General features: G+C 41.8%; 20 protein-coding genes. 13 read left to right on the forward strand and 7 right to left on the reverse strand.

Translation table 11 applies throughout. From position 1 onward, the window contains the following. Positions 1–36: 36 nt before the first annotated feature. The 3 genes from AC59JO_RS15190 to dcd form a co-directional block, all read right to left on the reverse strand. Positions 37–4,032 (reverse strand): carboxypeptidase-like regulatory domain-containing protein, encoded by a 3,996-nt coding sequence (locus AC59JO_RS15190; protein ID WP_497306261.1) that lies wholly within the window; start codon positions 4,030–4,032, stop codon positions 37–39. Positions 4,033–4,186: 154 nt separating this feature from the next. Then, on the reverse strand, positions 4,187–6,904 hold the full coding sequence (locus AC59JO_RS15195; protein ID WP_497306263.1) for a TonB-dependent receptor: 2,718 nt from the start codon (positions 6,902–6,904) through the stop codon (positions 4,187–4,189). A gap of 144 nt (positions 6,905–7,048) precedes the next feature. After that, on the reverse strand, positions 7,049–7,585 hold the full coding sequence (dcd, locus tag AC59JO_RS15200; RefSeq protein ID WP_497306265.1) for a dCTP deaminase: 537 nt from the start codon (positions 7,583–7,585) through the stop codon (positions 7,049–7,051). A 211-nt stretch (positions 7,586–7,796) separates the two neighbouring features. Between dcd and AC59JO_RS15205 the strand changes: the two genes are divergently transcribed. The 5 genes from AC59JO_RS15205 (at position 7,797) to AC59JO_RS15225 (ending at position 10,843) form a co-directional block, all read left to right on the forward strand. Continuing rightward, a complete protein-coding gene (locus AC59JO_RS15205) occupies positions 7,797–8,438 on the forward strand; it encodes a 4'-phosphopantetheinyl transferase family protein (protein ID WP_413669860.1) in 642 nt (213 codons plus the stop codon). Then, complete coding sequence (gene lipB, locus AC59JO_RS15210; RefSeq protein ID WP_497306267.1) at positions 8,438–9,193, forward strand: lipoyl(octanoyl) transferase LipB; 756 nt, start codon at positions 8,438–8,440, stop codon at positions 9,191–9,193. The genes AC59JO_RS15205 and lipB overlap by 1 nt, the downstream gene beginning before the upstream one ends. Then, the gene (locus tag AC59JO_RS15215; protein WP_413669858.1) at positions 9,193–9,912 is read left to right on the forward strand and encodes an SGNH/GDSL hydrolase family protein; all 720 of its coding nucleotides are present in this window, start codon (positions 9,193–9,195) and stop codon (positions 9,910–9,912) included. The genes lipB and AC59JO_RS15215 overlap by 1 nt, the downstream gene beginning before the upstream one ends. A 65-nt stretch (positions 9,913–9,977) precedes the next feature. Then, on the forward strand, positions 9,978–10,385 hold the full coding sequence (locus AC59JO_RS15220) for an Xre family toxin-antitoxin system antitoxin (protein WP_413669857.1): 408 nt from the start codon (positions 9,978–9,980) through the stop codon (positions 10,383–10,385). Beyond that, positions 10,382–10,843 carry an RES family NAD+ phosphorylase gene (locus AC59JO_RS15225; RefSeq protein WP_413669856.1) on the forward strand — a complete coding sequence of 154 codons (462 nt, stop codon included), beginning with the start codon at positions 10,382–10,384 and terminating at the stop codon, positions 10,841–10,843. The genes AC59JO_RS15220 and AC59JO_RS15225 overlap by 4 nt, the downstream gene beginning before the upstream one ends. A 4-nt stretch (positions 10,844–10,847) precedes the next feature. Here AC59JO_RS15225 and AC59JO_RS15230 read toward each other — a convergent pair whose 3' ends face one another. Further along, positions 10,848–12,275 (reverse strand): L-serine ammonia-lyase, encoded by a 1,428-nt coding sequence (locus AC59JO_RS15230; protein WP_413669855.1) that lies wholly within the window; start codon positions 12,273–12,275, stop codon positions 10,848–10,850. Between the two features lie 140 nt (positions 12,276–12,415). Between AC59JO_RS15230 and AC59JO_RS15235 the strand changes: the two genes are divergently transcribed. Then, a complete protein-coding gene (locus AC59JO_RS15235; RefSeq protein WP_413669854.1) occupies positions 12,416–12,889 on the forward strand; it encodes a DUF5684 domain-containing protein in 474 nt (157 codons plus the stop codon). Between the two features lie 17 nt (positions 12,890–12,906). After that, positions 12,907–13,248, forward strand: a complete 342-nt coding sequence (locus tag AC59JO_RS15240) for a DUF2752 domain-containing protein (RefSeq protein WP_413669853.1) — start codon at positions 12,907–12,909, stop codon at positions 13,246–13,248. On the opposite strand, the gene AC59JO_RS15245 is transcribed toward AC59JO_RS15240, so the two are convergent. Then, complete coding sequence (locus AC59JO_RS15245) at positions 13,242–13,976, reverse strand: RDD family protein (RefSeq protein ID WP_413669852.1); 735 nt, start codon at positions 13,974–13,976, stop codon at positions 13,242–13,244. The genes AC59JO_RS15240 and AC59JO_RS15245 overlap by 7 nt on opposite strands. A gap of 89 nt (positions 13,977–14,065) precedes the next feature. Between AC59JO_RS15245 and AC59JO_RS15250 the strand changes: the two genes are divergently transcribed. Genes AC59JO_RS15250 through AC59JO_RS15275 form a run of 6 tightly spaced genes read left to right on the forward strand, consistent with a single transcriptional unit; the run spans position 14,066 to position 20,189 of the window. Next, the gene (locus AC59JO_RS15250) at positions 14,066–15,028 is read left to right on the forward strand and encodes a stage II sporulation protein M (RefSeq protein ID WP_413669851.1); all 963 of its coding nucleotides are present in this window, start codon (positions 14,066–14,068) and stop codon (positions 15,026–15,028) included. Next, complete coding sequence (locus AC59JO_RS15255) at positions 15,029–15,904, forward strand: hypothetical protein (RefSeq protein ID WP_413669850.1); 876 nt, start codon at positions 15,029–15,031, stop codon at positions 15,902–15,904. 7 nt (positions 15,905–15,911) lie between these two features. Beyond that, positions 15,912–16,676, forward strand: coding sequence for a DUF4129 domain-containing protein (locus tag AC59JO_RS15260; protein WP_413669849.1), 765 nt, complete (start codon positions 15,912–15,914; stop codon positions 16,674–16,676). After that, complete coding sequence (locus AC59JO_RS15265; RefSeq protein WP_497306272.1) at positions 16,673–17,854, forward strand: DUF4350 domain-containing protein; 1,182 nt, start codon at positions 16,673–16,675, stop codon at positions 17,852–17,854. The genes AC59JO_RS15260 and AC59JO_RS15265 overlap by 4 nt, the downstream gene beginning before the upstream one ends. A 2-nt stretch (positions 17,855–17,856) precedes the next feature. After that, positions 17,857–18,834: an AAA family ATPase gene (locus AC59JO_RS15270; RefSeq protein ID WP_413669847.1), complete on the forward strand. Its 978-nt coding sequence runs from the start codon at positions 17,857–17,859 to the stop codon at positions 18,832–18,834. Positions 18,835–18,842: 8 nt separating this feature from the next. Continuing rightward, the gene (locus tag AC59JO_RS15275; protein ID WP_497306274.1) at positions 18,843–20,189 is read left to right on the forward strand and encodes a DUF58 domain-containing protein; all 1,347 of its coding nucleotides are present in this window, start codon (positions 18,843–18,845) and stop codon (positions 20,187–20,189) included. A gap of 564 nt (positions 20,190–20,753) precedes the next feature. Here the strand turns inward: AC59JO_RS15275 and AC59JO_RS15280 are convergent. Continuing rightward, positions 20,754–21,545, reverse strand: a complete 792-nt coding sequence (locus tag AC59JO_RS15280; RefSeq protein ID WP_413669845.1) for a mechanosensitive ion channel family protein — start codon at positions 21,543–21,545, stop codon at positions 20,754–20,756. A gap of 363 nt (positions 21,546–21,908) precedes the next feature. Next, complete coding sequence (groL, locus tag AC59JO_RS15285; protein WP_497306276.1) at positions 21,909–23,540, reverse strand: chaperonin GroEL; 1,632 nt, start codon at positions 23,538–23,540, stop codon at positions 21,909–21,911. Positions 23,541–23,659: the final 119 nt, after the last annotated feature.

A 23,659-nucleotide genomic window follows, 5' to 3' on the forward strand; every position in this document is an offset into this window, starting at 1 on the left:
TTTCGGACTTCCCGACTATAGACTTCCGACTTAACGCTATTCTACCTTGTACCTGAAAACTTTCCTGCCCAGTTTACCAGCGCCGTTAATACCTTCAATTGTGATGCGATAATTTCCTTTAGTATCAGCATTAAAATAGCCGATTGAGGCATTGCCGGCATTATCAGTTACCAAATTAGGCTCCCAATATATGGTGGTGCGCAAATCAGGGAACGATGAACCTATGTTGGTATTTTGATATTTGGGCGAATAAAAACTGCGGGCCTTATAAAAACCTTTGTATGGGTATGTGATAACTCCTGATGGCGATTCGCTGGTGACAAAGCCGGTAGTACCCTGGTTAGTGGTAATAACCAATGCGCCTCCCAGCCCTAAGTTTGAACCGTAAATAGCCATGGTACCACCGCTCCTTAAAACTTCAATACTGTAAATGTCATTTGAGTTCAGGTTATTTAATGCATCTCCCGCTAAAATATTACCATTAATTATCACCGACATTTCTTTATTGTTCCTGGTGTTAACAGGGTTGCCATTGCTATCAAATGATACGCCCATTAGCCGGCCTCTCAAGCAATCGGCAAGCCTTGAACATCCATTGAGTTTGCTACCCATAAATACTTCATCGGCATGGCCGGGGCCATTTAAATTTGATGAAAAACTTAAGTCGGGTTTTTTAGCTAACCGGGTTGACCGTACCGTAACCTCTTTTAACGCTGTTGTATCGGTGCCTGCGGCGCGGCGTGTGCGGACAAATATTGTAGGTGTATACGATTTGGGATCGAGATACACTAAATTTACGCTTTCTATTTCCTGTGCCGAATAAGCATTTAATAAATCCCTATTTCTTACAACGCCATCTATTATAACAGATCCATCCGGTATAGTGTCATTATTCCTGCTTTTCCCCTTTGTCTGCATTTGGCTAAAAGTCGATCCCGTTCTCAAGATATGCGTTTCCGGGGCTGTCCAAAATATGGCATCTTGCAATGACGTAAATTGAGGTCCCCGCAATTTGGCCATATCAAGCTCTTTTTGTTCAACTGCGCCAAATTTGTTTTTGATATATGCCGGAGTGTTTTTTTTACCTTTAATTACTACTTCTTTAAGTGTATTGATCTTGTTTAATGAATCTATTTTTTGCTGTTTGACGTAGGCATTATACTTTTCCTGTAAAACTGTTTTTTGTTCAGGCGATAAATTTGTTTCATCAATACTGTTATCAGCCACCACCAATTTATCCACCTTTGGATAATCCGGTTGTTTTATGAAGATGGTTACGTTTTTACCATCGTTTTGCTTGCGGGCCTGTACTACAACTTTGGCAGTATCGGAAAGTTCAAAATTCCTGAACTTGAAATTTCCATTAACATCGGTTACAGTATCTGCAAATACACCTTCCTTGTTTGAGTATAAATTAACCTTTCCATTAGCCACTATCTTGCCTCCGGGAGTTTTCAGTGTGCCGGTTAATTCCAGGCTTTTTTCAGCTTCATAAGCAAGGGGAGCGGGTTTATCAGCCAGTATTTGTTTCCAATCAAAGTGACGGTAGCCCTGTGTAAGCATCAATAAGTCAAGATCGGCCTCTGTTTGATCGGTAACCTTATTAAAATAATAATTAGGCATTTCGATATTACCCTTCAAATCGGAGGTTAACAGCAGGTTGCTTAAAATGGTACTTTCGGCGTTTTCATTACTGCCTGCCCTGGTTTCGTTTATCACGGATACCGAAAAACTTCCCTGTGTTTTTGAACCGGCGTCGTCTGTAGCATCTAAATTAAGCTGCATTTTTTGCCGGGTAGCAAACTTCTTATCGGGCGTGGTAATATTTAGCTTAAGCGTATCGCTTACCCTGATAAAAGCTAGCCGTTCGTTAAGAGGCTCAGCATTTTGGGCAAATAAAGTAAACTGGACAATACCTGATGGAAAGCGTTGTTTATCGATATTAACAATATAAGCCGGGTTATCCAGTTTAAAGCTGGTGGTATAATAAACCATACCGGCCGATTGACCGATCAGATAATATCCTGTATGCTGTTTTGCGGCAAAGGTATTGCCTGCGGCATTAATTTTTACGCTGATGCTATCGGCTTTCCTGTTATTAACGGTAAGTACAAAGCCTTCATCATGGGCTTTAGGTAAATCAACCGTGAAGGTTGCGCCACTTTGCGTTGTTATTTTGGCTTTGTAAACTTTATTTATTTGCGGACTAAGCGCAAATACGCCCATTCCGAGGTGCTGGGTTTCAAACTCTGCTACTTCATTGCCGTCATTATCTGTTATCGATCCTTTCACATTTTCACCCGAACCGTTTACGTTGATCACCTTAATGGCCACTTTAGAACGCAGGGCATTGATGAGTTCACCGCCTTCCGGGAAAAACTGAACGTCCGGGTTTTTAGCAGTACCTTGTTGTGCAGTTGCAAAATTTATAGCCGGCGGGCCAACCTGAATTTGCTGCTCATAAAATCCGTGGTTGTTATCATTGCGCATCCAATTGGTGTAAGCCCTTATGCGATATACTCCTGTTCTTAATGAACGCGATAAGATAAAGTCGCCCGTGGCAAGCCCGTCATCAAGCGGCAGGTTAAGTCTGCGGATCACTGAATCTTTTTGATTAATCAGCTCAGCATGTAAAACTCCGCTTAATGAAGATAGCTCATGCGCAGTTCCAGCTACTACATAAGCTTTAAACCAAATGGAATCACCCGGCAAATAGTTAAACCTATCAAGATGCAAATAAGATTTTTCGGTAAGATGGTTTGATGAAAAGCTTTCGGTTTTGGTGATGATACCAGTTAAGGTCGAATCGGCCTTTTCGACTTTGATATGTGTTGCATCTTCATAATCTTCGGGCAGTAATTCGGCAACGCGTTTTTTTGCCCAAACACCGGCCAACATGATGTCGTCAATATTGGTAATCCAGCCGCTATTATTAAAAAAAGCATACAGCTTGTTAAATTCAATTAATGAAACATTGTTGTTGTAGCGGTCGCTCAAGTCGGTTATTTTGGCTTTGCCAAAGCGATGGGTTTTATTGTAGTTTACTAAAATAGCATCATTGTCGCAACTTATAGCATACAGGCCTTTTTGTCCTGTATTTTTCAGCACGTCATTAATACTAAGTGGATAATCATTAATGGTTAATTGGGTTTTAGGGAGCTGCGATTTCTTAGTCCAATAGTTTAATGAATCGCGTATGGCACTTGTTTTTGGGGTTGCCTCTGCAAAGTGCTTAACTTTTGCTGCAATTAATTCGTTTGCCGGCCTGTCGGGATTGGGGTATTCGGCGAGCTGCTGTATTTTGAACCCCTCCTCGGTGATCCTGTTCTCGGCAACAGCTCTGAAAAAATGCATTGATGAGTTTGCATAAACTTCCTGCCGTGCTTTGCGCCACGATGCCTGCTGAGCCGGTGTACCCTCCATCTCTTCAAAAAGAGTAAAACCTTTGTACGAGAGCCTTTTTTCTATTCCCCGGGGATTATTAAGGCTAAAATCAGTTAGCAAATATTTTACCTTATAACCTAAAGCCATATTTTCGATAATCAGGAAATCGACAGAGGAAGCTTTGAGCGTGTTTTGCTGAAAATCAAAATCCAGCATTTCCGGATTTACTATTTTACACTGTTTTGCAATTTCAGAATTACCTAAAAACTCTTGTTTAAGCCAGTCAAGATACAAGGGCCTGTTTTTATCGCTGGCTACTTTCACCTTCACTTCCTGCAATTGCATGGTTTTTTGCTCAAGTAAAATATCCGGTAAATTACTATCGGCGTCAGACACAAGTAGCGGTTGACTGTATGTTTCATAGCCAATAATTGATACTACAAGATCATATTTACCAGGTTTAAGATTTTTTAAGGTAAAGGCACCATCATTATTTGTTTTATCGCCAATGGAGCCATTGCTGATAAATACGCTGGCATTGGCAATTGGTTTATGATCGACTTGGTTCAGTACCTTCCCCGAAACAACTACTTGGGCCACGCATGCGAAAGGAAAAAGAAAAATAATAAAGGCAAAGGTTTTTAACATAATCTGTACGGTTTAGTATATATTTAATTCCTTTCATAACCGTTTATTAATCATGAAAGCAATCACCCCTACTGTCAAATTGTAATGATCGGACATGGAGTCGTATTCGCAATTAATATATGCAAAAAACAGATGTCTTTATATATTCACTATATTACTCCACCTTATACCGATAAACCTGTCTGCCTAATTTACCATCGGCGTCAATACCTTCAATTATTACGCGGTAAGTGCCCTTGGCATCTGCATTGAAAAAACTCACTGATGTATTGCCATCCTTATCAGTTAACAAACCCGGTGCCCAGTAAATGGTACTACGCAGGTCCTGCATTTGTGTATTGGTTTTAGGATCATCATATTTAGGCGAATAAAACTCTCTCGCTCTGTAATACCCCTTAGGTGCATAAGTAACTATACCCGGCGCATATTTGTTGTAAACAGTTTCGCCGCCGCGCTTAGTTGTAATTACTAAAACACCACCCCCACCTCTGGAACCATAGATGGCCAGGTTACCAATTGTTCTTAATACCTCAACAGTAGCAACGTCACTTGGAGTAAGATTATCTAAAAAATCAGGTTCAACATATGTGCCGTCCAAAACGATTTGCATTGGTATATTTGGGCTGCGGGTTGAATAGGGGATGCCATTCCTGAATGTTACAAAATTAAGTCTGCCCTGTAATACTTGCGAAAGCATTCCGCCGCCATACATCAGGTCTTTACTGGTAAGTGTTTGATCTGCATTACCGGGACCATTCAGATTTGCTGAATTTTTAAAAGGGTTTTCCCGTTTCTCTTTAATCACTACCTCTTTCAATACTATGGTATGATTGCCTATGCCATATTTTACCTGCTCGTCATAAAGCTTTTTACTGTTTAATAAATAAGCTGATGCCCCGTCATTGATGTTCACTTGCAGGTCGGGGGCATTTTTGTTAGGGCCAACAGGTTGGGGGCTTACATTGTCGAGTGTGATATCCAGGTTTTTGCGGTCTTTGGCTGTACGCGCCTGGATCACAAACTTGATACTATCCCTGAAAACGAGATTTTTAAAAGTGAATTTTCCATCGGCATCAGCCACAGTATCAATAATAAAAGTACCGCCTGATGTTGAAAACAGGGTAACCTTACCGTTAGGCACCGGTTTGCCTCCAAATGTTTTGAGGTGCCCGGTTACTTCCAATGATTTTTCGGGCTTGAAAACTATCGGTGTAAATTTATCAGCCAGTAATTGTTTCCATTCAAAGCGGTGATAGCCCTGGGTAAGCATCAGCGCATCGAGGTTGGCTTTGGTTTCGTTGCTTACATTGGTAAAGTAGTAATTAGGTTTTTCGATATATCCTTTTAAATCGGAGGTTAGCAGCAAGGTTGAATAGATTGAAATTTCGTTTGCCTCGTCTGTACTAACTTTTGATTCATCGATAACAGAAGCTGAAAAACTGCCCACCACTGGTTTGTCATCGCTGTTTTTAGCGTTGAGGTTGATAGTTACTTTTTCGCGTGGCTTGTAGCTTTGTTTTTCGGTTGTTACGGCAAGCTTAAGCTGGTCGGGGTTTTGAACAAAAATCAATCGCTCATTCAAAGGCTCGCCGCTTGCCGAAAATAAAGTAAACTGCACTATGCCCGAAGGGAATTTATCTTTAGGGATAGCAGCCGAAAAGGATGTTGCGCCGTCCTTACTTTTACCGGCATAACAAAGTTCGCCGCCCGATTGTGCTATCAAAGTTAAGCCCGATAATGAAGCTGTGCCGTTAGTGGAGTTTTTACCCGGAACGATAGATACAAATACCTTATCGTCGCGCATGCTGTTAATGCTTAATACGTAGCCGTTGTCAACCGCTTTGGGCAAATCGAAAATGCCTTCAGATCCGTCGGCATAGGTTACATGCGCTTTATATGTTCTGCCGCTTTCCGGTTGAAAGTTTATGGTGCCCATGCCAAAATGACTTGCACCCAGGGGGGCAATCTGGTTGTTTTGATCATCAGCAATAAACCCTTTAACGTCAACGCCTAAACCATCAGCTCCTACAGCTTTAAAAGCTACTTTTTCAAAAATGCCGTTAATTAAGTTCCCACTTTCAGGAAAAAACTGGAGATCAACCTTATTGGATAGCGTTTTGATAGGCACAGCTTTGGCTACGGTACGCTTTTCATCCAGTTTAAGCTCCGTATTGATATGCCCTGTTGTTATGGAAACCGGCTGATTGGTAATAAAAGTTGCCGTGAGGCTACCTTTATCATCGGTAATGCCTTTTCCCCTTGATATTGATTTGCCATTTATCTCAACCTCATAATTTACAGGCTTGTTAGTATAGGCTATACCGTTTAGATCGGTATAAGTAATTACCGCTGTAACTTTCTGTTTACCGCTTGAGGTATCGTAGGTATAGGCGGTTTTGGTGAAAACTTTGTTACTTATGCCGTTTACTACAGTTATGGTTTTATTAAAAAAATAAGCCTCACCTTCATTGCGCATCCAGTTGGTGTAAGCGCGGATACGGTAGTTGCCTTCTTCCATGCTGTCGGCTAATGCAAAATCGCCAGCCGCGAGGCCGGCTGTCAGGGGGAGTTTAAGGCTGCGCTTTACCGAGTCTTTATCATCAATAAGGTCAACGTTAAGGGTTTGGCTATAAGCAGAAAGTTTATGCTCGCTGCCGATGGTAACATAGGCTTTAAACCAGATATCTTCGCCAATAGCATAGTTGGGTTTATCAAAGTGCAGGTAAACTTTTTCCTGCGGATGCTCGGTACGCCATTTATCGAGCTGTGCAATGATCCTGGTTACCAGTTCATCGTCCGGCTTTATAAAAGCTAAGGTTGCACCAACAATAAGGGTGATAAGGATCCCAACGGATAGGCGTTTGAAGTTCATAGAAAGGTAAATCTTGAACTACCAAGGTACGCAAAAAGTACTAAGTATTAAGTGCTAAGTATTAAGTCTGAAGTTCTTAGTCGAAAGTCTGACTTTTCTTTTCTATACTTAGTACTTGAGGCTTTCGACTTAAGACTTAAATCACTACCACTTGTTCTTCCACATCATACTTTCAACAGGGCGCGTGGTGGGGTTGTTGTATTTAGCATTAGTTTTGCTATTGTACATTGTTTCAATCTCTCCCTCAACTACGAAATAAATAAGCTGGCCTATTGGCATTCCCGGATAAATGCGTACCGGCTGGGCGCATGAAATTTCAAGTGTCCAGGTATTGCAAAAGCCAACATCTCCCTTGCCTGCGGTTGCATGGATATCAATACCTAAACGCCCGGTGCTTGATTTTCCTTCTAAAAATGGCACATGGCGATGGGTTTCGGTGTACTCCATAGTTACACCCAGGTAAAGTGTGTTTGGTTGTAACACAAAGCCGTCTTTCGGAATTTCAAAGCCTTCTATCTCGTTGTGAACTTTAGCATCAAGAACTCTGTTACGATAAGTAGCCAGGTATTTACCCAAATGCACATCGTATGAGTTGGTACCCAGGTATTCGCGGTTAAATGGTTCAATAATGATATGGCCTTGTTCAATTTCTTCGAGGATGCGCTTATCAGATAATATCATACGGGGCAGGTTATTGCTGGCGCTAAATTATGAAAATTAGCCTAATTGCTGCCGGCTTTTATGAACAATATCGGCCTGTAAAATACGTTCAGATAGCGCGGAAATAGCCGCTAAACCTAATTGCTTCAGCTAATTATGAATATGTGACTGCGCTTATATTATTTAATTTTTTTTGACATATGTTTGCAACCTATTTTGCAATTTTACTTTTATGGCGATAGCATTCAGGCAGCGTATTGATGATGATACCGAGTTTGCACTCTGGCGTATTGAGGAGGAGGCTACAGACCTGTATAGCCAGTTACAACTTAACCAGCAGGAAAAGGATTTTGTGGAGAGCCTGAGCAATGGCAAGCGCCACTTGCACTGGCTGGGCACCCGCGTACTGCTGCGTAAAATGCTCCATACCGATGAATATATTGACTGTAAGGTTGATGAGCACGGTAAACCTTACCTGGTAAACCTGCCTTACCATATCTCATTAAGCCATTCGTTTGATTATGCTGCTGTAATGATCAGCAAAACGCATAAGGTTGGAATTGATATTGAGCAGATCAAGCAGAAAGTTGAGCGTATTGCCAACAAGTTTATGCGTAAAGAGGAACTGAAATTTATAACTGGTCCGCAAAAAATTGAACAATTGTATGTTTGCTGGTGCGCCAAAGAGGCTGTGTATAAATGCAATGGACAAAAAGAGGTTTCTTTTGCTGATAATATTTTTCTGGAGCCGTTTCAGTTTGAACACCATGGCGTTGTGAATGCGCAGTTAAATAAAAAAGATGCCACCATTGATTATACTGTTGGCTATCTTCAGTATGAAGATTATATGATAGGCTACGTAAAGGGGGAGTAATGAAAAACAAGAAAGTATTTTTCCAGGATTGGGGCCTGATCGACTACCAGCAGGCCTGGGATAAACAGGAGACTATTTTTGGTGAAACGGTTAAAACCAAAATAGATAATCGTAACCGTGAAACCGCCTATGAAGCTGCCGCTAAAAGTGCCGGAACTACTGTGGCCTACGACACTATCGAAGCTGACGAAACCTTTAACTACCTGGTGTTTTGCGAGCATCCGCACGTGTACACACTTGGTAAAAGTGGTAAGCCCGAGCACTTATTATTAGATGAAGAGGGATTGAAAGAAAAGCATGCGGTTTATTATCCTATAAACAGGGGCGGAGATATTACTTACCATGGCCCTGGTCAAATTGTGTCATACCCGATACTTGATCTTGATAATTTTTTTACCGATATCCACCTGTACCTCCGTACATTGGAGGAAGCGGTAATCCTTACCCTTGCCGATTTCGGGCTAAAGGCCGGGCGTTATGAAGGCTATACAGGTGTTTGGTTTGATGCCGATAATGAAAAAGCCCGTAAAATATGCGCTATGGGTGTACGTTGCAGCCGCTGGGTAACTATGCACGGTCTCGCGCTTAATGTAAATACCGATCTGAGTTATTTTAAAAATATAGTGCCTTGTGGTATCGATGATAAAGCTGTTACTTCCATACAGCAGGAACTTGGGCACGAGGTTGATATTAATGAAGTTAAAGAAATCCTGAAGCATCATATTTCCGTACTTTTTGGTATGGAGATGTTATAATGAAAGGAATAATTTTAAGTTTATTTACAGCATTCACGTTATCAGCCTGTGCAGGCAAAAATATCCCTGCGCCGCTTGATTATAATCCCCCGTCAAAACCAGTTACAGTGATACAGGATACCTTAACATATCTTGCCCTCGGCGATTCATACACCATAGGCCAGTCCGTACCTCCGGAACAGGCATTTCCCAACCAGCTGGCCAATCAATTGCAGGGCTTTAAGGTAAATTCCCCAACCATTATAGCCCGCACTGGCTGGACAACCGACGAGCTGATTGATGCCATTGATAAAAGTGAGATCAAAGGCAGTACTTACGATCTGGTGACTTTGCTCATTGGTGTTAACGATCAATACGACGGGTTAAGCCAGGAAAATTATCGCATTAAGTTTGAGCAGGTTTTAAATACGGCCATCAAATTTGCAGGTGGTATCAGGGAGCATGTATTTGTACTGTCTATCCCTGATTATGGCGTTACGCCCTTTGCGCATGGTAATGATGCCGTAATAGGGCCGGAGATAGATCAATTCAATGGTATTAACCGTGAGATAAGCAGCAATGCAAAAGTTAATTACGTCGAAATCACCAGTATATCTAAGTTAGCTGCAAATGATCTTACCTTACTGGCGAGTGATGGTTTACATCCATCGGGTAAAATGTATGGGATGTGGGTTGATAAGCTGAAAGTAGATGTAGGGGCTATTTTTGCAAAGAAATAAATGAAAATACGATTTGTTTGTTTGTGACAATTGTCGTAAATTTATGGTCAATTTGCATATGGGCCATGAGCGATCCGAAGCCTTATAAATTTCTTGATGACGACGAGGTTAATTTAACCTTCATGGTAAGGGAAGGGATTTCGTTTCCTTATCTTACTAAATTGTCAAATCATATTCATTTTAATATAGATGACTGGGCTTCGTACCTTCATCTTTCCGAGCGGACTATTCAACGTTATAAAAAGGAAAATAAAACTTTTGACCCTATCTATTCTGAAAAGATAATCATGATTGAGTTACTTTATAAAAAGGGTATCGAAGTTTTTGGTGATGAAAATAAGTTTTACGCCTGGATGGATTATAAAAGCATTCCCCTGGGCGGAGTAAGGCCTAAGGAACTTTTAGATACAGCCTTTGGTATCAATATGATCCGCGATGAACTGGGGCGGATTGAACACGGCATACTTGCATGATTGTTTATCGCTTAAGCAAACAAGCTTACATTAATGACTTAAGCAGAAGGGGAGCCGAACTAAACGGCGGTCGCTGGAACAGTAAAGGAACAGCTGTAGTTTATACCTCTTCGTCACGGGCATTAGCTGTACTTGAAGTTGCAGTACATACACCGCTTGGGTTTATCCCATCTGATTATTTTATGGCAACCATTGAATTGCCTGATAATTCAGAGATCTTTAAGTCGGAAATTGATAAGTTACCTGAAAAATGGAACAGTAACCCGCTGATAAAAGCAACGCAGCAAATTGGTGATAGCTTTGTAAAAGCCAATAAATATTTAGCACTGCAGGTTCCATCGGCAACAGTTGCCGGCGATTTTAATTACCTGTTAAATCCTTTGCATCCCGATTTTAAATCAGTAAAAATTATAGCTGCTGAATTTTTTGAGTTTGATTCGAGACTGTTTAAAAAGTAAACCATTAACACTCCGGCAAACTGATCGGGATATTGATCGCCAGCCCGCCATCACTTGTTTCCTTGTATTTCGAGTTCATATCAAGCGCGGTTTGCCACATCGTTTTCACTACGGCATCAAGGCTTACCTTGGCTTTTTCGGGATTACTTTGTAACGCCAGTTGAGAGGCCGTTATTGCCTTAATTGCCCCCATGGTGTTCCGCTCGATGCAGGGAACCTGCACCAGGCCGCCAATAGGATCGCAGGTAAGGCCGAGGTGATGTTCCATGGCTATTTCGGCGGCCATGAGTACCTGGCGCTGGGTGCCACCCATACACTCGGTTAATGCTGCTGCTGCCATGGCCGATGATACGCCAATTTCGGCCTGGCAACCGCCCATAGCGGCTGATATGGTAGCGCCTTTTTTAAAGATACTCCCGATCTCGCTGGCGGTAAACAAAAAGTTGATGATCTTTTGCTCGGTATTACCATCGCAAAAAGCAATGTAATATTGCAGTACTGCGGGAATAACCCCCGCTGCACCATTTGTTGGCGCAGTTACCACACGGCCGAATGAGGCGTTCTCCTCATTAACGGCTAACGCAAAACAGCTTACCCAATCTAAGGTGTTTTTAAAGCTGTCGCCGGTATTTCTGATGGCTGCTACCCATTCGTCATAATTGCTGTATTGATTATTGCCGATGAGTTTTGCATTTAATTTGGCGGCGCGCCTTGCCACGTTTAATCCGCCGGGTAATTGACCGGTGGTATGGCAACCCCTGTATATGCACTCTTTTAACGCCCTGAAAATATTTAATGCACCCGTGCGTGTTTCCTGCTCGCTGCGCCAGGCCAACTCATTTTCGGCTACCACTTCGGAGATTCGGAGACCGGTTTTGATACACCAGTGCAGCAGATCGGAAGCGGTATCAATAGGAAATGGCAAATCTACTTCGGCTTTAGACTGGCCCGAATCTCCTTCCTTTACCACAAAGCCACCACCTATGGAATAATAGGTTTCTGATATGGCCTTACCGGTATTTAAAAAAGCCTGAAATGTTACGGCATTTGGATGATAAGATAAACTTTCATTGAACAGGAACATCAGGTCCTCTTCAGCATAAAAGCTCACTGGTAATATACCACCTAATATTAACTGATGCGAACTTTTGATGTGTTCAATTTTGGGTGTTACCTGGTCAACCTCAAAAGTAACCGGATCGTCGCCGCTTAAGCCTAATAATATAGCTATATCCGTACCGTGCCCATGGCCGGTTTTGGCTAATGAGCCATATAATAATATCTTAACCTGTTGCACTATTGGCAGTACCCCCTGTTGTTCAAGCGAGTGCACAAACTGCTGTGCAGCCCGCCAGGGGCCAAGTGTATGTGAACTTGACGGGCCTATGCCTATCTTAAACATGTCAAAAACCGAAATCTGTTCTCTTTGCATCAAGCCAAAATTAAGGATAAATTATAATTACATGTGCAGTAATAAATACGTTGCTCCTTATAGTTTTGATAGAAATAATTTATAATTTGCAGTGAACTTAAACAAACAAAAACCATAAAACTTAAACACTAAACAAAACTATGGATTCTTACACTTCTTCTTCCGACATGTCTGCTGGCATGGTTGGTGCTATTTTTGGTGCATTTTTCATCCCGTGCCTTATAATCTGGGTTATTGTGGTGATTGGTAGTTGGAAAGTGTACACCAAAGCAGGCAAACCTGGTTGGGCGTCAATCATTCCAATTTACAACATCATTGTATTACTCGAGATAATCGGAAAACCTATATGGTGGATTATCATGCTTCTGATCCCCTGCGCCAATATAATTTTTGGTATTTGGATGATTAACCTATTAAGCAAAAGCTTTGGCAAAAGTGAAGGTTTTACAATTGGTTTGATTATCTTACCGTTTATTTTTTATCCGATTCTTGGATTCGGAAGTGCTACCTATTTAGGCCCATCAGCCAAAGAAGCACAGGGCAATATGCCATTCAATCCGAACGATTACCGTGATCCATTCAATAATCAAAATCCTCCTCCACAAAACTATTAATGTGGTTAAATAATATCATGATATATGCATCCTGCAGCCGGTTAGGGTTTATCCACTGGTTGCAGGGGCATTTATTACCTTGTCCTTTTAAATATCTTACCGGTATTGATTGCCCGGGCTGCGGTTTCCAGCGTTCGGTTATAGCGCTCATCCGGGGCGATCTTCAAAAAAGCTTCCTTTTATATCCGGCAGCAATCCCGCTGATCCTGTTTTTTATCTATGGCATAGCCGATGTTATTTTTAAACTCGATAACGAAAAGTCGGTTATAAAGAAAACCGTATTTATGATCAACGGCAGTATCGTACTAATCAGCTATTTTATAAAGATGTGGCATCTTTATGGTCATGTGGCTTATTGATAAGGCTCAGACATGGCGCTTACATGGCTGTAATCTTTGATAATGGCCTGTAAAAACTGCAGGTCGTTCATATCCGGAGGCAGCGTGGATATTTTCAAGTGTTCTTTTAATTTGAGTGCCATGTTGTAAACAACTATAGCATTGTGCGTTTTCATGTAATTGTGTATCACATCGGCAATTAATCGTACATCATCATCGTGCAATTCGGCCACTTCTTTAAAAATAGGTTCATAACCGTCGTCGGCAGGTCTGAACGTCAGGCTATCTATCTTCGTACGCGGATGGGTTTTCACCATAGCTGTGCCGGCAACCAGATCGCCTATGCGCTGTCCATTTTCGGTCACCAACGCACAAAGCAGTGCCCCCAGGTTAAGGGTAATGCCAAAATCAACCATCCGCATCAACCATCTTAACAGGTATTGGCCAAAACGGGGGCGGTTACCGTTGAGGCTGATCACCCGTATTTTCATGATCCGCTTGCCAACGCTTTGGCCGTTAAGTAGCGTTTCGCAAATCAAATCGTAAAACACAAATATGGTTGCCATGATAATCGCACATATGATCAGCGCACTTTGCGGCATTTTGCCGATGATCAGAAAAATAAAGATGAAATAAAAGGAAATGAAAATAGCGTAATCAATTATCCGGGCAACTATACGTTCGCCAATGCCGGCTATCTCGTAGTCTATATCAATATTTTGTGTTGTGTGTACGGTTATGGTTTGCATCTTAACAAAGATAAATTTGTTAGTGTAAAATATGATTGCATATTAAAGATTTGTGAGTATTTTAACAAAAAATAAAACCTGCTTTTAAAATGCGTGAGGCGCTGTTTATCAAACAAAATACCGAAAAATGGAAGGCCTATGAAACCAACAAGCCAACCGATCCGGACGAGCTTGCCGCCGCATTTATAGCCATTACAGATGACCTGGCCTACGCCAAAACTTTCTTCCCGCAATCCAATACAACAAAGTACCTCAACGGGCTTGCATCAACTTTTCACCAGGATATCTATAAAAACCAAAAGGAGAAAAGCAACCGGTTCGCAACCTTCTGGCGGTACGAATTGCCGATGCTCTTTTTTCAGCATCGCAGGCAGCTATTGTATTCGTTCATCTTTTTTGTGGTTTTTACCTGTATGGGGGTTCTTTCGGCCAAATATGATAATCATTTTGTACGGCTTATCCTTGGCGACGATTATGTGAATATGACCAATGACAACATTGCTAAAGGCGATCCCTTTGGTGTGTATAAAAGTACCTCATCGGGCTTGATGTTTTTAATGATAGCTATAAACAATGTGTATGTAGAGCTACGCTTTTTTGTAATGGGTATATTTTTTTCGGTAGGCTCATTGTATGCAAGTTTGATGAACGGTGTAATGCTGGGCTCGTTTCAATACTATTTTTTTAGCAAGGGGCTGGGCATACAATCGATACTGGTAATCTGGATTCATGGTACGCTCGAAATGTCGTCGTTTATTGTGGCAGGTGGTGCCGGGCTGGTGCTTGGTAACAGTTTGCTGTTCCCTAAAACGTATACCCGGATGCAATCATTAAAAAAAGGGGCGCTTGAGGGCTTGAAAATTACAGTAGGCCTTATCCCCATTATACTTTTAGCTGCTTTTTTTGAAAGCTTTGTAACACGCCATACCGAAATGCCTGTTTGGTTAAGTATTATTATATTAGCCTCATCATTGCTGTTTGTGATATGGTATGTGATACTTTATCCTGCCAAATTGAATAAAAACCTAAGCTATACTAACACCGATCATTAAATGAAATATATTATTGAACTGAGGAGGATCCGTGATTTCGGCGAAATAATAAATGATACCTTCTCCTTTCTGAAACAAAATTTCAAACCGCTTTTTTCATCACTGCTTGTTATCTGTGGTTTTTTTGTGCTGATGGGAACGGTTACTACCGCATTTTCACAAATTTCTATCTATAGCAGTGTAGATTCAAATCAGGTTTCCGACTATAGCAGCAACGGTCTCAATGTTGGTTTGGGCGTTATAGCAAATGGCCTTGTAACCGTATTGAGCCAGTTTTTTGTTTATCTCACCTCCCTTTGTTTTGTAGCCGTTTATTTGGAAAAAAAGGGTGAGAAGCCAACCCCGCAAGACGTTTGGAATTATTTTAAACATTACTTTTTTCGCTCTTTAGGATCGGCTTTTTTATTGCTGATCTTAGCTTGCCTGGGGCTATTGTTTTGCGTTATACCCGGTATATACCTGATGAACATTTTTTACCTGGTACTACCTATAATGGTTATGGAAAATGCCAGCTTCAATTACTCTTTTAACAAAAGCTTTAAGCTTATAAAAGATTATTGGTGGACAGTGTTTGGGATCATGTTTGTTTGCTCACTTATTGTGAGCGTATGCGGTTCAATTGCTTCAGTGCCACTGGCGCTGGTTTCTTCATTGCGTCCTTTTATGTCAATGAAATATGTTTCATGGCCAATCATGATATTTTTTAGTATGCTTCAAAACATCCTGATGCTTACCTATACTATTCCAAGTATAGCTATTGCACTATGTTATTTTAATCTTGAGGAAAGAAAAGACGGAACAGGCATACTGGAACGTATAGAAATGTTTGGTACGCACACTGATAAGGCCGATGACCTGCCTGCCGAACAATATTGATTGAGCCATGCCTAAGCCAATACTAATCATATTAATACTATTATGCTTTGCTCTTAATCCGGCGGTGGCCCAGGTTAGCGGAAAGGTTATTCCCATAAAAACGGATAGCGTTTCTGAAAAGAAGCCTGCGGTTGTACATATGGATAGCTCGAAAGTTAATGTGCGCCGTTTTAATGAAAATGCGCTTGATAAATACCGGGCCGACAAGGAATATCAGTATAATGACAAAAACATAGGCAATGAGATCTCTCTTTGGGATAGGTTTTGGAATTGGTTTTGGCGCAGTTTATTAGGCAGCTTAAGTGTAAACCCCGGTTTGGGGACTTTCCTCAAATACTTCTTTTTGATAGTTGCCGTTGGCGCGCTCATCTTTTTTGTGATGAAATTGCTTGGTATGGATATGGGCAACCTGTTATTGGGTAATTCCCGCAAAACACCTTTGGCGTATACCGAATCTGCAGAGAATATCCACGAAATTAATTTTGACGAGGAGATTGAAAAGGCAATATCAAATCATAATTACCGGCTGGCCGTTCGCCTGCTATACCTGCGGAGCTTGAAACAACTTAGCGATGATGGCCTTATCCAGTGGCAGCCCGAAAAAACCAATTCGGCATATGTGTATGAGTTAAATAATCCTTCGGTACGGCAGTCTTTTGTATCGCTAACCAGGCAGTTTGAATATGTATGGTACGGTGGTTTTAATATTGATGGTGCTGCTTTTGGTAATATTAACCAGTTGTTTCAAAACTTTAAAAAACAGCTGTTATGAAGGACCTGAAGATTTACTTTATAATAGCCACGGTTTTGTTTGCCATTTACGTAGTAGCAAACATGAATAAGCCCCAAGAGGTTAACTGGACGCCCACATTCAGCAATACCGATAAGATCCCGTATGGTACGCGGGTGTTGTATGAACGCGCCCGGGATATTTTTTCAGGTGCTGTGATCAAACCTAAACGGCAGGCTATTTACAATGCCATTACCGAAGATTCCATCAAAGGGTCATCATACATTATCATAGCCGGGGCGCTCAATATTACCAAGCCCGATTTTAAACAGCTTAAGCAATATATAACTGCCGGTAACGATGTTTTTATTGCCGCCGGGTTTTTAGGGGCCGATTTTGAAAAAGAGCTTAAAATAAAAAGTGACAATAAGCTTGCTATCAACGGCAGCAGCCACACATTGATGCATTTTGTAAATCCGGCTTTATCGCCCGAGGTTAATTATTTTGTTGATAAAGGTTTAACGGCAGGCTATTATGATAAGTTTGATACCGCGCATGCAGTAGTTATTGGTGAAACGGATGACCATAAGGCCAACTTGCTAAAATATCCAATGGGAAAGGGTAACCTTTATTTAACGCCTAACCCGGGCATGTTCACCAATTACAGTCTGCTGAAGCCGCAAGGGGCCGAATGGGCTTCGACTGCTTTATCCATGGTGAAGAAAACGCCGGAAATAGTTTGGGACGAATATTACACCCAGGGCACCGGCGAAGATGACTCGCCGATGAGGGTGTTTTTCGGGAACACACAGTTAAAAGCTGCTTACTATCTCGCTTTGTTTAGCCTGCTGATATTTGTGCTGTATGAGGTGAAAAGGCGGCAACGGATTATCCCAATTATTAAACCGCTCGAAAACTCAACAGTTGATTTCGTTAATGTAGTAGGACAGGTGTACTATGAGCGAAGGGACAACATTAACATCGCACGCAAGAAAATGCAGTATTTCTGGGCGTTTGTACGTGAAACCTACCGGATTAAAGCTAACCGGCCCGGCCCTGAGTTTGTGGAAGAGCTTGTTAACCGTACCGGAGTAACCGGGGATGTTGCCCGCGAACTATCCGGTGCATTTATCTTCATCAGTACTCATGACATTGTAACAGATCAGGAGCTGATCAGGCTCAACCAACTTATTGAACAATTTTATATCCAATCCAGGTAAATATGGAAAACGAATTTTTTGAACAACGTACCGATCTATCCAAATTAAGAATTGCTGTTGAGCAAATAAAAGCTACGCTGGCAACCATTATTGTAGGTCAGCATGATTCTATTGACCTGCTTATTGCAGGCATCCTGGCCGATGGGCATATCCTTATTGAGGGCGTCCCTGGCGTTGCCAAAACACTTACGGCAAAGCTTATCGCTAAAACTATAGATGCCCGGTATTCGCGGATTCAGTTTACGCCTGATCTGATGCCGTCGGACATTTTAGGAACATCTGTTTTCAATCCTAAAACAACCGAGTTTGAGTTTAAGCAAGGACCGATATTCGGTAATATTATCCTGATAGATGAGATTAACCGTGCTCCGGCAAAAACACAATCGGCCTTGTTTGAGGTAATGGAAGAGCGGCAGCTTACCATTGATGGGCATCGCTATAAAATGGATGAGCCTTTCACCGTTTTTGCAACGCAGAACCCGGTTGAGCAGGAAGGAACCTATCGCCTGCCCGAAGCCCAGTTGGACAGGTTTTTGTTTAAGATTGAGGTGAAATATCCAACCCTTGAAGAAGAAATTGCAATCCTAGCCCGTCAGCATCAGCAAAAAACTACCGATCAGCTTAGCCAGATCCAGCCCTTGCTGGCCGCCGCCGATATTAACGATTTACGCCAGCAGGTTAGGGCCTTGCATGTAGAAGATAAAATACTGGAGTTTACAGCTAAAATCATTCACGAAACGCGTAACAGCAAATCGTTGCAGCTGGGCGGTTCGCCTCGTGCATCGCTGGCTATTGTTAATGGCGCCAAAGCGCTTGCTGCTACCAGGGGGCGCGACTTTGTTACGCCTGATGATATTATTTACGTTGCTCCGCCTGTGCTGCGCCATCGTATTATGCTGACGCCTGATAAGGAGATGGAAGGGGTAACGCCAGATGAGGTGATAACCCAGGTAATACAAAAAATTGAAGTGCCACGATAGTAAAGCGCGTGAAAAAGCTATTCCGATTATTTTATACCAACTTGTTTTTAACTAACCGTTTATTCGGTGCGGTTGCTGCCTGCGTGGTATTGTATTTACTTTCGTTTTTCTTCCCATGGCTGGGCATTGTGCCCGATATAGCTTTTTATGCTTTGCTGGCATTGTTAATTGCCGATCTGTTTATGCTTTACCGTGTAAGCGACGGTGTATTTGCCAAACGCCTTGCGCCCGAGCGGTTAAGCAACAGCGATGAGAACGAGCTTAGTATTTACATTGAAAACCGGTATGGATTCAGCGTTAATATTGGCATTATTGACGAGATTCCCGAACAGTTTCAAAAACGTGATGTTTGGTTTACCACCACGCTTACGCCCGGCGAACGTAAGCAAATCAATTACATGCTGAGGCCTACACGCCGGGGCGAGTATGAATTTGGTTTTATCCGTGTATTTGTGCGATCGGCTCTGGGGCTGGTATCCAAGCGTTATAATTTTGAACAAGCGGAAACCTTGCCGGTTTATCCCTCGTTTTTGCAGATGCGCAAGTATGAGTTGATGGCCATATCAAACCGGCTTACTGAAATAGGTATTAAAAAGATCAGGCGGATTGGCCACAGTATGGAGTTTGAGCAGGTAAAATCTTATGTCCCCGGCGATGACTATCGCACCATCAACTGGAAAGCCACAGCACGGCGGGGCGACCTGATGGTTAACTCCTATACCGACGAAAAATCGCAGCACGTTTACTGTATCATCGATAAATCGCGGGCTATGCGGATGCCTTTTGAAGGGTTGAGCTTGCTGGATTATGCCATTAACGCAAGCCTTGTACTATCGAACGTAGCCCTGCTTAAAGAAGATAAAGCCGGCTTAATAACCGTGGGTGAGAAAATAGGTTCGGTAGTGCCTGCCGATAAGAATTACGCGCAGCTTAATAAGATAATGGAGGTTTTATACAAAGAGAAAACCCGTTACCTGGAAACTAATATGGAGGCGCTTTATATCACTACACGGAGGGTATTAAAACAACGCAGCCTGGTGGTATTTTTTACCAATTATGAAAGTCTCCCGGCATTGCAGCGGCAGTTGCCATTTTTACGCCGGATAGCCAAATTTCACCTGCTGTTGGTAGTCTTTTTTGAAAATACCGAATTAAAAACCCTAAGCGAACAGCCTGCCAAAGATGTTGAAGGCATCTACATAAAAACTATTGCCGAAAAATTTGCCTATGACAAAAAGCTGATGGTAAAAGAACTGGCCAGCTACGGCATCCAGTCGATATTAACGGCACCACAAAATCTTACTATCAATACGGTGAACCGTTATTTGGAGATAAAGGCAAAGCAGAAAATTTAGTTTGAGAATCAAGAGCCAGGAGATCAAGAATCAAGAAGTAATAGAAGTAGGAAGTCAAGATTCAGGAAGCAGGAAAGGCTTTTTAAACTCGCGCTCGTTTGCAACCTACGGTGTACCCACATCCTTTAATTACTATGATGAATTAAAAGAAGATGTCATTTCGACGAACCGCCTATCCTGCTCTATCGAAATGACAAACTTATCACCAATCCATATAATTTAAGAGTCAAGAAAAATCAGGATATGAGAAACAAGAAAGAAATCAATTTAATTCTATTTAAACTCGCGCTCGTTTGCAACGAGTGCGTAATTGGGTTTGCGTTTATAACGCAACTGGCGATACAATCGCCAATCCATATTAATCGCTCGTTGCAAACGAGCGCAAGGTGAAGATATAGTTTTTTAAGAGTCAAGATTCAGGAGATCAAGAACCAAGAAAGGAAAAAGAATAAGCAAGAAAGCCCCAAAAGATAATTCTGTTGGGGCTTTTCCTGCTTCCTGAATCTTGACTTCCTGCTTCTGTAATTTCTTGTCTTCTTGAGTCTTGACTTCTTGCTTCTAATATTAAAACCCTGGTTTCGGGAAATTAACACCGCCTGCTGCAAGCTCTTTCAGCATTTGCTCCTGCAGGTTTATTTTGGCATTAAGGAAATTAGCCGGATCAACCCAAACGTTGATGGTAAACCTAACACAATCGTTATCCAGGCTGATAACACCTACACGTGCAGCCGGATCATGCAGGATATCTTTATTGGCATTAACCACGTTGGTCATGACAGCCTTTACCTTTTCCATATCGTTGTTATAGCCCACGCGCATTTCAAAATCAAGGCGGCGCCTGCCTTCGCGGGTTACGTTTACAATAACTTCGTTAAACAGCTTTCCGTTAGGTATAATTACTGTTTTGTTATCGGCAGTGATAAGCACTGTATAAAACATTTGTATGGATACTACCCGGCCATCCTGTCCCTGTGCTATAATGCTGTCCTCAAGTTCAAAAGGTTTTAATAACAGGATCAGTACACCGCCTGCAAAGTTTTGAAAGGTACCCGATAAGGCTAAACCTGCTGCTACCGAAAATGCACCGATAATGGTAGTGAAAATGGTCATTTCCCAGCCTATGATGTTCATTACCCATATCACGAGTAACACATACATAGCTGTGATGGTAAGACTCAAAAAGAAGGGTTGCAGCGATGAGTGTATCCCACGCCTTACCATACGGGTGCGCAAACGGTTACGCAGCCATTTAATAAACCAAATACCAATAAAAAATATGATTATTCCACCTACATATTTAGGGCCACGGTTAATAAGCCAATGGTGGAACTCGGTGTAAAATTCGTCCAGTTTCATAACTGGGCGCAAAGTTAATAATTATCTATTAACTGTATAGGGATACGAAGAGCTCGGGGCCCTTGAATAGCACCCAATCAACCAGGGTGCTTTGTATTTGTTTTGTTTTTTGAGATAGAAGTTTCATTACCTGCATTGTTCAAATCCTGTGCCTGTTTTGGGCTGTACCAGATTTGTTATGCAAATTTATGTTTTAAGGAAGCTTTTAAATGTGAAAATTAATCAAATGATTGATTAATGACGGTTGATTTACCTTAGCATGACTATAACAGCCTCTTTTAAAGCACAAAACCCTGTCTGCAAAAACAGACAGGGTTCTGAATAGTATATATTTCCGTACACCCCCTTTAGGGGGCTGGGGGGTTACATCATACCACCCATACCGCCACCCATTGGCGGAGCACCAGCTGGAGCATCTTCAGGATCATCAGCTAATACTACTTCAGTAGTTAATAACATTGAAGCAATTGAAGCAGCGTTTTCTAAAGCTACGCGGCTTACTTTAGTTGGATCGATAACACCGGCAGCAATCAGGTTTTCGTATTTATCAGTACGTGCGTTGTAACCAAAGTCGGCAGTGCCTTCTTTAACTTTTTGCACAATGATTGAACCTTCGATACCAGCGTTTTCGCAGATCTGACGTAAAGGCTCTTCGATAGCGCGACGGATGATCTGGATACCAGTGTTTTCGTCTTCGTTATCACCTTTAAGATCAGCCAAAGCAGCAACCGCGCGGATGAAAGCAACACCACCACCAGCTACGATACCTTCTTCAACAGCGGCACGTGTAGCGTGTAAAGCGTCGTCAACACGGTCTTTTTTCTCTTTCATTTCAACTTCGGTAGCAGCACCTACGTAAAGTACAGCAACACCGCCAGATAATTTGGCTAAACGCTCTTGTAATTTTTCGCGGTCGTAATCAGAAGTAGTTGATTCGATCTGTGATTTAATTTGGCTTACGCGGCCTTTGATCTCTTCTGCAGAACCAGAACCATTGATTATAGTAGTATTGTCTTTATCGATCACGATTTTCTCAGCAGTACCTAAGTAGCTAAGGTCAGCGTTTTCTAATTTGTAACCTCTTTCTTCAGAGATCAAAGTACCACCTGTAAGGATAGCGATATCCTCTAACATAGCTTTACGACGGTCGCCGAAACCTGGAGCTTTAACAGCAGCAACTTTCAGTGAACCACGGATTTTGTTAACTACCAAAGTAGCTAAAGCTTCGCCATCAAGATCTTCAGCAATGATCAATAATGGTTTGCCGGTTTGTACTTGCTTTTCAAGGATTGGAAGTAATTCTTTCATTGAAGAGATCTTCTTGTCGTAGATCAGGATGAAAGGATTTTCCAATTCAGCTTCCATTTTATCAGCGTTGGTTACGAAGTAAGGAGAAAGGTAACCACGGTCAAACTGCATACCTTCTACAGTTTTAACTTCAGTTTCAGTACCTTTTGCTTCTTCAACGGTGATAACACCATCTTTACCAACTTTCTCCATTGCTTCAGCAATTAACGAACCGATAACCTCGTCGTTATTTGCAGAGATAGCAGCAACTTGTTTGATTTTGTTATTGTCTTCACCAACAGTTTGTGACTGTGATTTCAGGTTTTCAACAACAGAAGCAACAGCTTTGTCGATACCGCGTTTCAAATCCATTGGGTTTGCACCGGCAGCTACGTTTTTAATACCTGCAGTTACGATAGCCTGAGCTAAAACGGTAGCAGTAGTAGTACCATCACCTGCAATATCGGCAGTTTTTGAAGCTACTTCTTTAACCATTTGAGCACCCATGTTTTCAAGGGCGTCTTTTAATTCAATTTCTTTAGCAACAGTAACACCGTCTTTAGTAATGGCTGGTGAACCAAATTTTTTGTCGATGATTACGTTACGGCCTTTAGGGCCTAAGGTTACTTTTACCGCGTTAGCAAGGATATCAACACCGCGTTTCAGGGCGTCGCGTGCTTCAACATTGTATTTAACTTGTTTTGCCATGTTTTTTTAATTATTGAATTATTGAGTTAGTGAATTAGTGATTTAGTTTTCACGCTCAATAATTATGTCTTTTGATTTTTTGTAGATTTTGAATCACTGATTTTGAATGTAATGGATCC

Source organism: Mucilaginibacter sp. A5337 (assembly GCF_059690695.1).

What these genes read in the sequence shown, in the direction of transcription:
- AC59JO_RS15190 (WP_497306261.1), bottom strand. Translation starts at nt 4,032, where the DNA reads ATGTTAAAAACCTTTGCCTTTATTATTTTTCTTTTTCCTTTCGCATGC.
- AC59JO_RS15195 (WP_497306263.1), bottom strand. Translation starts at nt 6,904, where the DNA reads ATGAACTTCAAACGCCTATCCGTTGGGATCCTTATCACCCTTATTGTT.
- dcd (WP_497306265.1), bottom strand. Translation starts at nt 7,585, where the DNA reads ATGATATTATCTGATAAGCGCATCCTCGAAGAAATTGAACAAGGCCAT.
- AC59JO_RS15205 (WP_413669860.1), top strand. Translation starts at nt 7,797, where the DNA reads ATGGCGATAGCATTCAGGCAGCGTATTGATGATGATACCGAGTTTGCA.
- lipB (WP_497306267.1), top strand. Translation starts at nt 8,438, where the DNA reads ATGAAAAACAAGAAAGTATTTTTCCAGGATTGGGGCCTGATCGACTAC.
- AC59JO_RS15215 (WP_413669858.1), top strand. Translation starts at nt 9,193, where the DNA reads ATGAAAGGAATAATTTTAAGTTTATTTACAGCATTCACGTTATCAGCC.
- AC59JO_RS15220 (WP_413669857.1), top strand. Translation starts at nt 9,978, where the DNA reads ATGAGCGATCCGAAGCCTTATAAATTTCTTGATGACGACGAGGTTAAT.
- AC59JO_RS15225 (WP_413669856.1), top strand. Translation starts at nt 10,382, where the DNA reads ATGATTGTTTATCGCTTAAGCAAACAAGCTTACATTAATGACTTAAGC.
- AC59JO_RS15230 (WP_413669855.1), bottom strand. Translation starts at nt 12,275, where the DNA reads ATGCAAAGAGAACAGATTTCGGTTTTTGACATGTTTAAGATAGGCATA.
- AC59JO_RS15235 (WP_413669854.1), top strand. Translation starts at nt 12,416, where the DNA reads ATGGATTCTTACACTTCTTCTTCCGACATGTCTGCTGGCATGGTTGGT.
- AC59JO_RS15240 (WP_413669853.1), top strand. Translation starts at nt 12,907, where the DNA reads ATGATATATGCATCCTGCAGCCGGTTAGGGTTTATCCACTGGTTGCAG.
- AC59JO_RS15245 (WP_413669852.1), bottom strand. Translation starts at nt 13,976, where the DNA reads ATGCAAACCATAACCGTACACACAACACAAAATATTGATATAGACTAC.
- AC59JO_RS15250 (WP_413669851.1), top strand. Translation starts at nt 14,066, where the DNA reads ATGCGTGAGGCGCTGTTTATCAAACAAAATACCGAAAAATGGAAGGCC.
- AC59JO_RS15255 (WP_413669850.1), top strand. Translation starts at nt 15,029, where the DNA reads ATGAAATATATTATTGAACTGAGGAGGATCCGTGATTTCGGCGAAATA.
- AC59JO_RS15260 (WP_413669849.1), top strand. Translation starts at nt 15,912, where the DNA reads ATGCCTAAGCCAATACTAATCATATTAATACTATTATGCTTTGCTCTT.
- AC59JO_RS15265 (WP_497306272.1), top strand. Translation starts at nt 16,673, where the DNA reads ATGAAGGACCTGAAGATTTACTTTATAATAGCCACGGTTTTGTTTGCC.
- AC59JO_RS15270 (WP_413669847.1), top strand. Translation starts at nt 17,857, where the DNA reads ATGGAAAACGAATTTTTTGAACAACGTACCGATCTATCCAAATTAAGA.
- AC59JO_RS15280 (WP_413669845.1), bottom strand. Translation starts at nt 21,545, where the DNA reads ATGAAACTGGACGAATTTTACACCGAGTTCCACCATTGGCTTATTAAC.
- groL (WP_497306276.1), bottom strand. Translation starts at nt 23,540, where the DNA reads ATGGCAAAACAAGTTAAATACAATGTTGAAGCACGCGACGCCCTGAAA.